Annotated in this window: 10 protein-coding genes, 1 other RNA gene and 1 other annotated feature; of the genes, 10 read left to right on the top strand and 1 reads right to left on the bottom strand. The window is 40.1% G+C overall.

Going from position 1 to position 14,763, the window contains the following annotated elements; genetic code table 11:
- Window positions 1–13 precede the first annotated feature (13 nt).
- The 6 genes from M028_RS0101505 (at window position 14) to dtd (ending at window position 8,646) form a co-directional block, all read left to right on the top strand.
- Window positions 14–379, top strand: a complete 366-nt coding sequence (locus tag M028_RS0101505; RefSeq protein WP_331280297.1) for a post-transcriptional regulator — start codon at window positions 14–16, stop codon at window positions 377–379.
- 160 nt (window positions 380–539) lie between these two features.
- Window positions 540–2,804 (top strand): protein translocase subunit SecDF, encoded by a 2,265-nt coding sequence (gene secDF, locus M028_RS0101510; RefSeq protein ID WP_026572335.1) that lies wholly within the window; start codon window positions 540–542, stop codon window positions 2,802–2,804.
- A gap of 112 nt (window positions 2,805–2,916) precedes the next feature.
- Window positions 2,917–5,292 carry a single-stranded-DNA-specific exonuclease RecJ gene (gene recJ, locus M028_RS0101515; protein ID WP_026572336.1) on the top strand — a complete coding sequence of 792 codons (2,376 nt, stop codon included), beginning with the start codon at window positions 2,917–2,919 and terminating at the stop codon, window positions 5,290–5,292.
- The gene (locus M028_RS0101520; RefSeq protein WP_026572337.1) at window positions 5,270–5,782 is read left to right on the top strand and encodes an adenine phosphoribosyltransferase; all 513 of its coding nucleotides are present in this window, start codon (window positions 5,270–5,272) and stop codon (window positions 5,780–5,782) included. The genes recJ and M028_RS0101520 overlap by 23 nt, the downstream gene beginning before the upstream one ends.
- Window positions 5,783–5,994: 212 nt before the next feature.
- Complete coding sequence (locus M028_RS0101525; RefSeq protein ID WP_026572338.1) at window positions 5,995–8,190, top strand: RelA/SpoT family protein; 2,196 nt, start codon at window positions 5,995–5,997, stop codon at window positions 8,188–8,190.
- A gap of 12 nt (window positions 8,191–8,202) precedes the next feature.
- Complete coding sequence (gene dtd / locus M028_RS0101530) at window positions 8,203–8,646, top strand: D-aminoacyl-tRNA deacylase (RefSeq protein WP_026572339.1); 444 nt, start codon at window positions 8,203–8,205, stop codon at window positions 8,644–8,646.
- A gap of 463 nt (window positions 8,647–9,109) precedes the next feature.
- Here the strand turns inward: dtd and M028_RS0101535 are convergent, their stop codons facing one another.
- Window positions 9,110–10,630: an SH3 domain-containing protein gene (locus M028_RS0101535; protein WP_026572340.1), complete on the bottom strand. Its 1,521-nt coding sequence runs from the start codon at window positions 10,628–10,630 to the stop codon at window positions 9,110–9,112.
- 190 nt (window positions 10,631–10,820) lie between these two features.
- Between M028_RS0101535 and M028_RS33245 the strand changes: the two genes are divergently transcribed.
- The 4 genes from M028_RS33245 to ssrS all read left to right on the top strand — a co-directional run bounded on the left by M028_RS33245 (window position 10,821) and on the right by ssrS (window position 14,679).
- A complete protein-coding gene (locus M028_RS33245) occupies window positions 10,821–10,997 on the top strand; it encodes a hypothetical protein (RefSeq protein ID WP_026572341.1) in 177 nt (58 codons plus the stop codon).
- A 60-nt stretch (window positions 10,998–11,057) separates the two neighbouring features.
- Window positions 11,058–11,297 (top strand) — a binding site (T-box leader).
- A gap of 64 nt (window positions 11,298–11,361) precedes the next feature.
- Window positions 11,362–12,633 (top strand): histidine--tRNA ligase, encoded by a 1,272-nt coding sequence (hisS, locus tag M028_RS0101545; protein ID WP_026572342.1) that lies wholly within the window; start codon window positions 11,362–11,364, stop codon window positions 12,631–12,633.
- Window positions 12,634–12,645: 12 nt separating this feature from the next.
- Window positions 12,646–14,415 (top strand): aspartate--tRNA ligase, encoded by a 1,770-nt coding sequence (gene aspS, locus M028_RS0101550; RefSeq protein ID WP_026572343.1) that lies wholly within the window; start codon window positions 12,646–12,648, stop codon window positions 14,413–14,415.
- A gap of 66 nt (window positions 14,416–14,481) precedes the next feature.
- Window positions 14,482–14,679: non-coding RNA, 6S RNA (ssrS, locus tag M028_RS31785), on the top strand.
- The last annotated feature ends 84 nt before the right edge of the window (window positions 14,680–14,763 follow it).

Here is a 14,763-nt window from a genome sequence, read left to right on the forward strand (position 1 = left end):
AGGTGGACAAAGCATGACAAGCAGAATTGTTTTTTTAGAAAAACAAATGAAATGGATGACCTTTATGGAGGAGGCAGTTGGGATGGAGAATAGCCACGCATATGATCATTTTCGTACATTGGTAAAGCCGGCATTAGCAAGTAAACTTTCGGAATTTCAGATTCTTGGTTATGATTCGGTTACGGAAAGCAGCTTGTGGGGATACTTGCAAAAGAAAAAATGGAAAAAGGTAAAGGATGAAATTTTTTTACATGAAATTATCCAGGATATTCTCAAGGTTAAAGTAAGTGATTACATGAGTTTTGCAACGATAGAGGCCTATAAATCACCAGAATTCTCTTTACAGGATAAAAATGAATGGAAGGAACTGCTAAAATAGAACTCCAACCTTGAATCTAGTCTTATTCAGTCTTCATATTTTTGTAAATTGACAGCCTTTCCATCTTATTTCATAATGAAGGCAATGGATTTTTCATTATTGTACTAGGCTTGTACGTTATATTGCTTTGTTCAATGCCCTAAGGAGGAAGAAATACATAATGGTAAAACGCAGTAGAATCGTTGCTTTCCTGCTTATTATTGTACTGTTGGGAAGCACAATGGGTATCACTTCGAAAGATATTTTACACAAAATTAAGCTCGGATTGGACCTACAGGGCGGTTTTGAGGTTTTGTATACGGTTGAGCCTGCCAAGAAAGGACAGATTATTGACAAAAAGGTTTTGGCAGATACGGCTGAAGCTTTGGACCGACGGATCAATGTTCTCGGAGTTAGTGAACCGAGTATTCAAACCGAGGGAAATAATCGAATCCGTGTCCAGCTAGCTGGTGTAAACGATCAAAATAAGGCTCGTGAGATATTGTCCACTCAGGCGAATTTATCTTTCCGTGATGCCAATGACCGCTTGATGATGGATGGGTCCGACCTGAAGCAAGGCGGTGCCAAACAAACCTTTGACGAAAATGGTAAACCCAGTGTTTCTCTAACATTAAAAAGCGCTTCCAAGTTTGCAAAGGTAACAAAAGAAGTTCTTAATATGGCACCAAACAATGTTCTTGTTATTTGGCTGGATTATCAAAAAGGGAAAGATTCCTTTAAAACGGAAGTAACGAAGAAAAACCCTAAATACCTATCTGCTCCAAGAGTTAGCCAGGTATTTAATCAAGATACCGTTTCCATTGTCGGTGATTTTAAAGTCGAAGAAGCACAAACTCTTGCAAAACTTTTAAACGCCGGCGCCCTGCCTGTAAAACTAAAAGAAGTTTATTCCACTTCAGTAGGAGCTAAATTTGGTGAGCAGGCATTGCATGACACCATTTTAGCGGGGATTATCGGGGTTGCGCTGGTCTATCTATTCATGCTTGTTTATTATCGTTTCCCTGGTTTTATTGCGATTCTTTCTTTAAGCATTTATATTTATCTGGTCCTCTTGATTTTCGATTGGATGAATGGGGTCTTAACCCTGCCGGGAATTGCGGCTATTATCCTCGGGGTTGGGATGGCCGTCGATGCGAATATCATTACCTTTGAACGGATAAAGGATGAGCTTAAAGTTGGTAAATCCATTAAAGCAGCATTTAAGGCTGGTGAAAATCATGCATTTAGGACCATTCTTGATGCCAACTTGACAACGATGTTGACAGCAGCTGTTTTATTTTTCTATGGGACAAGCTCAGTCAAAGGGTTTGCTACAATGTTACTTGTGAGTATTTTTATGAGCTTCTTAACTCAAGTTTATGGATCTCGTCTATTATTAGGTCTTTGGATCCATAGCAGTGTACTGAATAAGAAAATAAGCTGGTTTGGTGTGCGTCCGTCTAAAGTTAAGGATCTTGCTGAAAACTATGATACAGTAGATCTCCCAACTAGATATGATAAATTAGATTTCGTAAAAATGAGAAAGAAATTCTTCATTTTATCAGGAGTGCTATTTGTTGTAGGTATAATCGTTCTTTCTGTTTTTAGGTTGAACTTAAGTATTGACTTTACAAGCGGTACCCGTGTTGAGATTCGATCAAATACGCCTTTGACAACTGCACAAGTTGAAAATGCCTTTACTAAACTTCATTTAAAAACAGATGATGTTACCATTTCTGGTGATAAAAAACAAATGGCCGGCGCAAGAATGATAGGTGTTTTATCTAAAAATGAAATTGCCCATTTAAAAGATGAGTTTAAAAAAGAATTTGGCTCGGAGCCAAATGTCAGTACCGTTTCTCCAACAGTTGGTAAAGAGTTGGCGAAAAATGCCTTTTTATCTGTTTTGATTGCATCCATCGGAATTATTCTATATGTTACAATCAGATTTGAAATGTATATGGCGATTGCGGCTGTGATTTCCTTGCTCCACGATGCGTTCTTTATGGTTGCCTTCTTTAGTATCACTAGACTTGAAGTCGATTTAACCTTTATCGCTGCAGTCTTGACGATTGTTGGTTATTCAAATCACGATACAATTGTAACCTTCGACCGGATTCGTGAAAACCTTCATAAGAAAAAACGTCTCAAAACCGTTCAGGAGATCGCTGAAGTAGTGAACGTAAGTATTCGTCAAACATTAACACGTTCCATTAACACTGTTTTAACTGTATTAATTACCACAGCCGCTTTAATGGTTTTTGGTAGTCCATCGATCCGAAATTTCTCCATCGCATTGTTCGTTGGTCTCATTGTTGGGGTGTACTCTTCGCTCTTTATTGCTAGTTCATTATGGTATGTAATGAAATGTAGAGAGTTAAAGAAAAAGGGTGTTATTAAAACAGAAAAAGTAAAGAAAAAGTACACTGATCAACCTCAAGTGTAATAATCGTGAAAAAACCGCAGAAAATCTGCGGTTTTTCTTATATACGCATTTCTGATTGAAACGTTTATTCCACTCCTGTATAATATTAAAGTCTGAGAGGTGACGCTTACGCATGTTAAAGTCAAAAACAAGATGGATTGTTCGAGAGTCCGACCAAGCGAAAACAAAAGAAATCGCAGCTGAATTGAAAATTACACCTCTTGTAGCATCGCTGCTTGTTAACCGCGGATTAGATACCGTCGATTCTGCACGGTTTTTTTTATTTGGCAAGGAACAGTTTCATGACCCTTATCTTTTAAAAGGTATGGACCTTGCTGTAAAAAGAATAAATGAGGCTATAGAAAAACAAGAACCGATCTTAATTTTTGGGGATTATGATGCGGATGGTGTAAGCAGTACGACAGTCTTAATGATCACCCTTCGTGATTTAGGGGCCAATGTTCAATTTTACATTCCAAATCGTTTTACTGAAGGCTATGGCCCGAATGAAAATGCCTTCCGACATGCAGCTGAAATTGGAATAAAATTAATTATAACGGTTGATACAGGAATTTCTGCAATACATGAAGCAAATATAGCAAAAGAACTGGGACTTGATCTCATTATTACTGATCACCATGAACCGGGTCCAATCCTGCCTGAGGCGCTTGCCATAATCCACCCAAAGCTGCCGGATAGCGTTTATCCTTTCCGTGAGCTCGCCGGTGTTGGCGTTGCCTTCAAACTGGCCCATGCACTTTATGGCCGGCTCCCGGAACATTTATTTGAAATTGCAGTAATTGGAACGATTGCTGACTTAGTATCCCTGAAGGACGAAAATCGTCTTATTGCCAAAAAAGGTTTAGAAAACCTTAAAATAACAAATAATATTGGTTTAAAAGCGATTTTTAAATTAGCAGGAGTTGACAATAAGTCGATTAACGAAGAAACGATTGGATTTACTCTGGCGCCGAGAATCAACGCAGTTGGGCGCTTAGAAAATGCCGATTTAGCTGTAGAGCTTCTTCTTTCACAGGATCCTGAAGAGGCTAAAAACTTGGCTGAGGAAATGGATTCTTTAAATAAGTCAAGGCAGTCCATTGTTAATACGATTACAGCTGAAGCCATTGAAGAGGTAGAAAAGAATTATCCGATTGACTCAAATCATGTTCTAGTCATTGGTAAGGAAGGCTGGAATGCCGGTGTAATCGGGATTGTCGCATCGAGATTGGTTGAGAAATATTATCGACCGACGATTGTTTTGAGTTTTGATAAGGAAAAGGGTCTTGCAAAGGGCTCTGCACGAAGCATTTCGGGGTTTGATTTATTTAAAAATCTTTCAACCTGTCGTGAAATACTGCCTCATTTCGGCGGGCATCCAATGGCAGCAGGGATGACCCTTACGATTGATGATGTGGCTGAGCTTCGTTCAAGGCTTAATTCACTGGCTAAGGAGCAGCTTTCTGATGCCGACTTTATTCCAGTTACGTATCTTGACCATGAAGTTAGGCTAGAAGACATCAACCTTTCAGCTTTAGATGAATTGAATTTATTATCACCGTTTGGGATGGACAATCCAAAGCCAAAGGTGTTAATTAATGAAGTGGCCATTTCGACGATGAGAAAAATTGGCAGTGATCAGAATCATCTAAAGGTTCTCGTGAATGAAAATGGTGCGAATCTTGATGGAGTTGGATTCGGATTAGGGACTTTGGTGGACCATATTTCTCCTTCTTCTAAAATTTCATTAATCGGAGAATTATCCATCAATGAGTGGAACAATATCCGAAAACCACAAATTTTCGTCCAAGATATTGCCGTCGGTTCCTGGCAATTATTTGACCATCGCGGCGGAAAACGCTTAAGCCATCTTGCTGGTTCCGTACCGAAGGAAAATAGAAAGTTTATTTTGTTTAAAAAGGAACTTTATGAGAAAATAGATTCTGAACTAATTGACGATGTTGTGATTATAGATCATTCCGAAGCGGCAAAGAATTTGGATCTTACTGAAACGAATACGGTTTTAGTTGATTTCCCGACCTCAAAAGAAATCCTCTTTGATTTATTTAGAGGAAAACAGCCTGCAAGGATTTATGCATATCTTTATAAACAATCAAGTGATTTTTTAAGCACTATTCCAACGCGGGACCATTTTAAATGGTTTTATGCCTTTTTGCTAAAGAAAGGGCCGATTGATTTGAGACGATATGGTGATGAAATTGCGAAACACCGTGGATGGTCGCAGGAAACAGTCACTTTCATGGCAAAGGTATTTTCCGATTTGGAATTTGTTACAATAACCAATGGATTTATTACATTGAATAAACAAGCGCAAAAGCGTGATTTAACTGACTCAATTACCTATCAAACTAAACAGGCACAACTTTTACTTGAGAAGGATTTATTATTTTCATCTTTTCAGCAATTGAAGGACTGGTTCGACCAGGTCATTCATGAGTCGGTTGAAACTGAGGAGGAAAAGACGAATGGATTTAAAACAATTTATTAGTATCGTCGAAGATTACCCAAAACCAGGAATTAAATTTAAGGATATTACTCCCTTAATGAATAATGGAGAAGCGTATAAATATGCTACTGACCAAATTGTAGCATATGCCAAAGATAGAGAAATAGATTTGATTGTTGGACCGGAAGCACGCGGGTTTATTATCGGCTGTCCGGTGGCATATTCACTAGGTATAGGCTTTGCACCCGTTCGTAAGGAAGGAAAGCTCCCTCGGGAAACCATTAAGATCAACTATGGATTGGAATACGGAAAAGATGTTCTAACTATCCATAAAGACGCGATTAAACCTGGCCAGCGCGTCCTGATTACGGATGATTTATTAGCGACAGGCGGAACAATTGATGCTACGATTCAACTAGTGGAGCAGCTTGGCGGTGTTGTAGCCGGGATTGCCTTTTTAGTCGAATTATCTTATTTGGATGGCCGTAAAAAGCTTGATGGATACGATGTATTAACATTACTTCAGTATTAAATAGATTCGAGGGCACTCAGCAATTGAGTGCTCTCTTCTTATAGGGATTTAGGGCTACATTTACCAAAATGTTTCGACATTTACGGAAAAATTACGTCAATCTCTTTACATCTTCGTGTTTTTTTTCGATAATAGTAACAATCATTCTAATTTAGGAACAAGTTTATGAATGATATTTTTATAATAAATGAGAAGAAAAAAAAGGTGATTTTATGGCGAACGATCAAGTGTTAACCGCCGAACAAGTCATCGACAAAACAAGGGCATATTTAAATGATGAGAATGTTGACTTAGTCAAAAGGGCATATGAATATGCTAAACATGCTCATCGTGACCAATATCGAAAATCTGGCGAACCATATATTATTCATCCCATACAGGTAGCTGGCATTCTAGCTGACCTCGAGATGGACCCTGCAACGGTCGCTGCTGGTTTTCTCCACGATGTTGTTGAAGATACTCCTGTAACGTTAAAAGATTTGGAGCAGGAATTCAATGATGAAGTGGCCATGCTTGTCGATGGTGTAACAAAGTTGGGGAAAATTAAATATAAATCGCACGAAGAGCAGCAGGCTGAAAATCATCGAAAAATGTTTGTGGCCATGGCTCAGGATATCCGGGTTATTTTAATCAAGCTTGCAGACCGTTTGCATAATATGAGGACGTTAAAACATCTTCCTGCTGAAAAGCAGCGCCGGATTTCAAATGAAACATTAGAAATTTTTGCACCTCTTGCTCATCGACTTGGGATCTCCAAGATCAAATGGGAGCTTGAGGATACCGCCTTACGATATTTAAATCCGCAGCAATATTACCGCATTGTTAACTTAATGAAAAAGAAGCGTGCGGAACGTGAGCAATATTTAGATGATGTCATTGATGAAGTCAAAGGGCGTTTGGATGAGGTATCCATTAAGGCAGATCTTTCAGGGCGGCCAAAGCATATTTATAGCATCTATCGAAAGATGGTGCTGCAAAATAAACAGTTCAGTGAAATTTATGATTTGCTGGCAGTTCGGATTGTTGTAAACAGCATTAAGGACTGTTATGCCGTACTTGGAATCATTCATACCTGCTGGAAGCCAATGCCTGGCCGTTTCAAGGACTATATTGCCATGCCGAAACCCAATATGTATCAGTCCCTTCATACAACGGTAATCGGCCCAAAAGGGGATCCGCTCGAAGTGCAAATTCGAACAACGGAAATGCACCGAATTGCTGAATTCGGGATTGCGGCCCACTGGGCATATAAAGAAGGTAAATCATTAAATGATAGTGCCTCCTTTGAACAAAAATTAACCTGGTTTAGAGAGATTCTTGAGTTCCAAAATGACACTGCTAATGCGGAAGAATTTATGGAGTCGTTAAAAATTGATTTGTTCTCTGACATGGTGTTCGTCTTTACGCCAAAAGGTGATGTGATTGAGCTGCCATCCGGTTCCGTTCCGATTGATTTTGCTTATCGAATCCACTCCGAAATCGGTAATAAAACGATTGGTGCGAAAGTGAACGGCAAAATGGTAACCCTCGACTATACACTAAAGACGGGCGATATTGTCGAAATTTTAACATCCAAGCATTCCTACGGACCTAGCCAGGATTGGTTAAAGCTTGCCCAAACCTCGCAAGCGAAAAATAAAATTCGTGCATTCTTTAAGAAACAGCGCCGCGATGAGAATGTGGACAAGGGCAAAGAACTTGTAGAAAAAGAAATTCGGGCAATGGAATTTGATGCAAAGGAGATTTTAACTCCTGAGAACCTAAAAAAGGTTGCTGAAAAGTTCAATTTTATGAATGAAGACGATATGTATGCAGCTGTTGGCTATAATGGCGTTACTGCTCTTCAAGTGGCCAACCGATTAACGGAAAAATGGCGTAAGAAACGCGATCAGGAGCAGTCGGCGAGCATCGCAAATGCCATTACCGATTTAAAATCCTTTCCTTCTTCTAAAAAGCGCGAGTCCGGTGTCCGCGTTCAAGGGATTGATAATCTTTTAATTCGCCTATCAAGATGCTGTAATCCTGTTCCTGGCGATGAAATTGTCGGATTTATCACAAAAGGACGCGGGGTTTCCGTTCATCGATCTGACTGTACGAACATAGATTCAACCGATGCTCAATCAAGATTGATTCCTGTTGAATGGGAATCCTCCTTGAATGACCGGAAAGAATATAATGTTGATATTGAAATCAGCGGTTATGACCGCCGTGGCCTCCTAAACGAGGTATTGCAGGCAGTAAACGAAACCAAAACGAATATCTCAGCTGTTTCAGGCAGATCTGACCGCAATAAAATGGCTATGATTAATATGTCAATTGCGATTCACAATGTGAATCATCTGCATAAGGTTGTTGAGCGAATTAAACAAATTCCTGATATATATTCTGTTCGCAGAATGATGAATTAAAGGGGTATAAGTATGCGAGTTGTTGTACAACGCAGTAAAAAGGCAAAAGTGACGGTTAACGGTGAGATTACAGGTCAAATTAACAGTGGACTTGTATTACTTGTCGGAGTTACGCATGATGACACCGATGAAGATGCTGCTTATTTAGCCGACAAAGTTGCAAACTTGCGCATTTTTGAGGATGATGCAGAAAAAATGAATTTATCCTTATTAGATGTTGGCGGGGAAATTCTTTCTGTCTCACAGTTCACTTTATATGGGGATTGTCGGAATGGAAGAAGGCCAAGCTTTGTTAATGCGGCCCGTCCGGAACAAGCGATTGGTCTATATGAAACCTTTAACCGCTTGTTACGCGATAAAGGAATCCACGTTGAGACAGGCCGTTTTGGAGCGATGATGGAAGTAGAGCTGACAAACGACGGCCCTGTCACGTTAATTGTAGATAGCAAGGCATAGAAAAATATAAAAATTTTGTTGTTTATTGCGTTATGGGCGAAAGTTTGACTGAGAGATTGATGGATGTTGTCGCATATAGAGGTTATAGACGACAGTTTGACCGAGGGATCGATGAATGTTGTCGCTTATAGAGGTTATAGGCGACAATTTGACCGAGGGATCGATGAATGTTGTCGCGTATAGAGGTTATAGGCGACAATTTGACCGTGGGATCGATGGATGTTGTCGCGTATAGAGGTTATAGGCGACAATTTGACCGGGGGATCGATGGATGTTGTCGCGTATAGAGGTTATAGGCGACAGTTTGACTGAGAGATTGATGGATGTTGTCGCGTATAGAGGATATAGGAGACAATTTAACAGAGAGATGGCTGGATGTTGTCTCATAGAGAGGTTATAGATGCAATTTGGCTTTGGATCTCAATAAAAAAACTTGGCACTCGACTGCCAAGTTTTTTTATTATCAATTTTCTTTAAAATAGCGGGTCAGCCCGTTATATAGGCCTGTAGCGGCATTTTCTTGGTATTGGTTTGAATTTAAGGTCATTTCTTCTTCAGGGTTGCTTAAGTAGCCAAGCTCCATTAAAGCCCCATTTTGACTATTTTCCCGGATAACATGATAATCGCCAAAACGAACTCCACGATAATTCAGCTTTGTTTGATTAATTGTTGATGAATATAGATATTCAGCAAGCGATTTTTGATAGGTATGATAGTAATAACCAGTCATGCCCCGGACACTACTATTACCATTTGCATCATAATGTATGCTGACAAAGGCATCAGCTTGGTAGGCACGTGCAATACTGACTCTTTCAGGGAGAGAAATATAGGTATCGCTATTTCGCGTAAGGATTACGTTCGCACCGCTGGCTGTTAATTTATCATACAAAAGCCTTGCCGTTCGTATGGTTAGATTCTTTTCAAGTGTTCCGCTTGCACCGGTTGTCCCAGTGTCTATTCCACCGTGGCCCGGGTCAAGGACAATCGTTTTATTTCGTAAATCCGATCCTGCTCCTTTTTTCTTAATTGATGGAGAAGTACCGTTAGTGGAAACTAACCAGCCCGCTACATAACCGGTCGAACCGTTAGCGAGCTTAATCAAATACCAATCGTTTTCCTCTCTTTTTACGGCAAATGTATCTCCTTCATTTGCTCTGAGTAAAACATCCGATTGGACATTAGGTCCCTTGCGAATATTGGTTCCATTATTGACAATCGTGACCTTGTTAGCTTTTGAGACTGGTTCGGAACTGACATTTGGTGTTGTTACATCCATATACCAACCAGCTACCCAGCCATACCGATTCGGCTCATATTCAATCTTTATCCAATCATTCTTCTCCCCTAAAAGGGAAAAGCTCTGACCTTTATGTACTGAACCAATTATCGCTGCATTTAACGATGCCTCGCTGCGAACACTTAGGCCGCCTGCAGTTACAGTGCCAATCGTCCCTGACGTGCTTGAAGTCGTGTCATTGCCCTTTTGAGTATTCGTTTGAAGATCAAGAAATTGACTGCTGACCCAGGCAGCTTGTCCGTTAAATTGGATTTGAGTCCAATTATTTTGGGTTCCGTAGACGGTGACCGTCATACCCTTTGATAGGTTTCCTACCGCTGCACTGGCTGATGATGGGGAAGTGCGGACGTTTAAGGACGGTACTGTAACAACACCGACACTTGTTTTGTTGGATGTAACGCTCGTATCATTGTTCGCTTTAGAAACTACCCAATCCGCCACCCAGCCAGATTGGCCGGCAGATAGTTTTACCTCAATCCAATCGCCTTGTTCCCTAATTATTGAATACTTTTCCCCTTTATTTGCTTGTTTCACCAATGGATAGCTTAATCCGGGACCTTCTCTGATGTTGATAACCGCGGAGGAAATGGTAATCGTTCCACTAGCAGCCATACTATTTCCTTGCGGCAAAAATCCCGCTATCAAAGTAAAACAAAATACGAGAATAATGAATTTTTTGCCCATCCTGTTTCCTCTCTTACTTTTGCACTTTTCTATTATTTTATCGTAAAGGGGAATGGAAATCATTCCTTTCTTGTAAAAAAAGTCCAATATTCTTCTATCGGAGGTTCATAATTCTTTCTTTAATCCTGCAATTTTTCTCTATGATTGGTAACAATAGAGAGTATAGAAGAGGATTCGAGGTGATTGGTTTATGAGAGCAAGTGAAAAAGGAATGAACGTCCAATCGATGGAAGGCCGGATTTTTGGGGTTGATTTTCATGATTTTATTCAAAAAGAGCAGCATGCTGGTACAATTGAACTTGCTTCCGAATTTGGATTGAATATGGGAGATGTCAGAAGGTTAAAAAAACATCTTGGAAGGTCTTAAAACTCACTTGACAATCTTCCTGATGCTCCGTATTATTATATAAATAAAATGTCATATTAATGATAACTAATGATGGAGCACAGTAGTTAAGCATAAAGCATGAAAAGAGAGGAAATGCCCCAGGCTGAAAGCATTTCTGCATGAATCTTAATGAAGGAACACTCCGTAGGTTTCTCTCTGAAAAAGGTATACTCTAGTAGGAGAAGAACGTTAACAGGCGTTAACTGTACGAGCGGAAGAGTCTAAAATTTGGCTTTTCAACTAGGGTGGCACCACGGGACTATAACTCTCGTCCCTTGTATTTATACAAGGGATGGGAGTTTTTTTATTTATTTTTTACATATTTGTTAGGAGGAAAATGGAAATGTCGATTAGCATTCCACGGGGAACGCAGGATATTTTACCCGGTGAAATTGAAAAGTGGCAAATGATTGAAGCAAAAGCACGCGAACTTTGTGAGAAATACCAATACCATGAAATTCGTACACCGATTTTTGAACATACTGATCTCTTTTCAAGAGGTGTGGGTGATACGACCGATATTGTTCAAAAAGAAATGTACACCTTTGAAGACCGGGGCGGACGGAGCATCACACTGAGACCGGAAGGAACTGCTGCGGTTGTAAGGTCTTTTGTTGAGAAAAAAATGTTTGGCTATGCGAATCAGCCGGTAAAACTTTATTACATGGGCCCGATGTTTCGATATGAGCGCCCGCAGGCTGGACGTTTTCGCCAATTTGTTCAGTTTGGCATTGAAGCACTAGGAAGTAACGATCCCGCCATTGATGCAGAAGTCATTTCTCTAGCAATGAACTTGTATAAAGAAATGGGTTTAAAGAAGCTGAAACTTATCATTAACAGCCTTGGCGATAAAGAAAGCCGGATTGCACATCGGAATGCATTAGTGAATCACTTCCAGCCACGGATTGGCGAGTTTTGCCATGACTGCCAAAACCGTCTTGAAAAAAACCCACTACGGATTCTTGATTGTAAACAAGACCGCGATCATGAGCTGATGAAAACAGCCCCGTCCATTCTTGATTATTTAAATGATTATTCAAAAGCTTATTTTGAAAAGTTGCAGCAATATCTTACACAATTGGATATTCCGTTTGAAGTAGATGCGAACCTGGTCCGCGGCTTGGATTATTATAATCATACTGCATTTGAAATCATGAGTAATGCCGAGGGATTTGGCGCGATTACCACATTATGCGGCGGCGGAAGATATAATGGTTTGGCGGAGGAAATCGGCGGACCTGAAACACCGGGAATTGGCTTTGCCCTAAGTATTGAACGATTCATTGCTGCCCTAAATGCTGAAGGTGTCGACCTCGAAATCAATCAAGGCATTGACTGTTATCTGGCAGCACTTGGCGAAGAGGCAAAGGATTATACGGTAGGACTATTACAGCAATTAAGAATGGCTGGCTTTTCGGCTGAAAAAGACTATTTGGATCGAAAAATTAAAGCCCAATTTAAAGCAGCTGACCGATTAAATGCCCGCTTTGTTGCCATTCTTGGCGACGATGAATTAAAAAATAATAAAATCAATGTAAAAAATATGGCGACAGGTGAACAGGTAGAAATAGACTTAGATTCATTTATTCAACACTTTCAAAGGTTGCAATCATAAGGGGGAAAAACAATGTTTGGCAGATCGTATTTTTGCGGAGAGGTTCCGGAAACAGCAGTTGGAGAGAAAGTAATATTAAAAGGATGGGTACAAACAAGACGCGATTTGGGCGGAGTCATTTTTATCGATCTTCGTGACCGTTCTGGGATTGTACAGGTCGTATTTAATCCGGATTTATCACAGGAAGCACTTGAAATAGCTGAAAAAATCCGTAGTGAATATGTTCTAGATATTCAAGGAACAGTGGTTGCCAGAGAGGCTTCAACCATTAATGAAAAAATTAAAACAGGTAAAATTGAAGTACAGGCTGAAAAAGTAACCATTATCAATGAAGCGAAAACACCACCATTTATGATTACTGATACAACTGATGTTTCAGAGGATGTCCGTTTGAAATATCGCTATTTAGATTTCCGTCGTCCGGTTATTTTTGAAACCTTAAAAATGCGCCATCAGGTGACAAAACAAATTAGAGACTTCTTAGATTCCGAAGGTTTCTTAGATATTGAAACACCGATTTTAACAAAAAGCACGCCTGAAGGTGCCCGTGATTATCTAGTACCAAGCCGCGTTCATCCTGGTGAGTTTTATGCGCTGCCTCAATCACCGCAGTTGTTTAAGCAATTGTTAATGGTTGGCGGTGTAGAGCGATATTATCAAATCGCCCGCTGTTTCCGTGACGAAGACCTTCGTGCAGACCGTCAGCCTGAATTTACTCAGGTCGATATTGAAACAAGCTTTTTAAGCCAAGAAGATATCATGGCCTTAATGGAAAAAATGATGAACCAAGTCATGAAAGAAGTTAAAAGTATTGAGATTCCTGCTCCATTCCCGCGGATGACTTATGATGAGGCAATGAGCCGCTTTGGTTCAGATAAACCGGATACCCGTTTTGGTTTAGAGCTTGTTGATCTTTCTGAAATTGTGAAGGATTCAGGCTTCAAAGTCTTTTCAGCTGCTGTGGCAAATGGCGGTCAGGTAAAAGCTATTAATGTAAAAGCTGCTGCGGATAAATATTCTCGGAAAGATATTGATGCCTTAACAGAATTTGTTGCTGTATACGGCGCAAAAGGTCTTGCTTGGTTTAAGGTTGAAGCTGAGGGGATAAATGGTCCAATCACAAAATTCTTCTCTGAAGAAGAAGTAAACGCGATGAAAGCGACGCTTGAAGCTAGTGTTGGTGATTTAATTCTATTTGTTGCTGATAAAAAGAGTGTTGTCGCTGATGCATTAGGTGCACTAAGAATTAAACTTGGTAAAGAATTAGGATTAATTGACCAAAGCAAGTTTAATTTCCTATGGGTTACTGATTGGCCGTTACTTGAGTATGACGAAGAGGAAGGTCGCTATTTTGCTGCCCATCATCCATTTACAATGCCATTCAGGGAAGATCTTGAATACTTAGATACGGATCCAGGAAGAGTTCGCGCTCAAGCCTATGACATTGTTCTTAACGGCTATGAGCTTGGCGGAGGTTCTTTAAGGATTTTTGAACGGTCCATTCAGGAAAAAATGTTTAAGGTACTAGGTTTTACACCTGAAGAAGCGAACGAGCAATTCGGATTCCTGATGAATGCCTTTGAATATGGAACGCCGCCGCACGGTGGGATTGCCCTTGGCTTAGACCGTTTAGTCATGCTCTTAGCAGGCAGCTCTAACCTTCGTGACACGATTGCTTTTCCGAAAACAGCAAGTGCAAGCGACTTGTTAACGGATGCACCAGGTGAAGTTTCTAAGGCACAATTAAAAGAGCTATATTTAACACTAAATGTAAATAAATAACAATAAAACGCTTTCATGAACCCTTGAATGCCGATTTATTTTATGCTATTATAAAACCAATCCAAAAGAGTCCTGAAGTGTACGTTGTATTACCTGAAATATTGACCGAACATTATTCCTTCGGGAGTCCAGAGTTTTTCGGCAGCGCAAATGCCTCGGCCCATAGCGGATTAGAGGACTTGCAAAACAGAGAACAGGACACCCACCTGCTAAGTGCGGGATCAATATGAAGGACACACGAGCGACGGCACGATTGGGACTCTTTTCAAATTAACCTTGATTAACCTCCTATATGGGAGGTTTTTATTTTCCCTTATTTTTAATAAATCTTATCTGAATACTTGTTTT

The sequence above is a fragment of the Bacillus sp. UNC438CL73TsuS30 genome (genome assembly GCF_000482325.1).
In the GTDB taxonomy this organism is placed as follows: domain Bacteria; phylum Bacillota; class Bacilli; order Bacillales; family Cytobacillaceae; genus Neobacillus.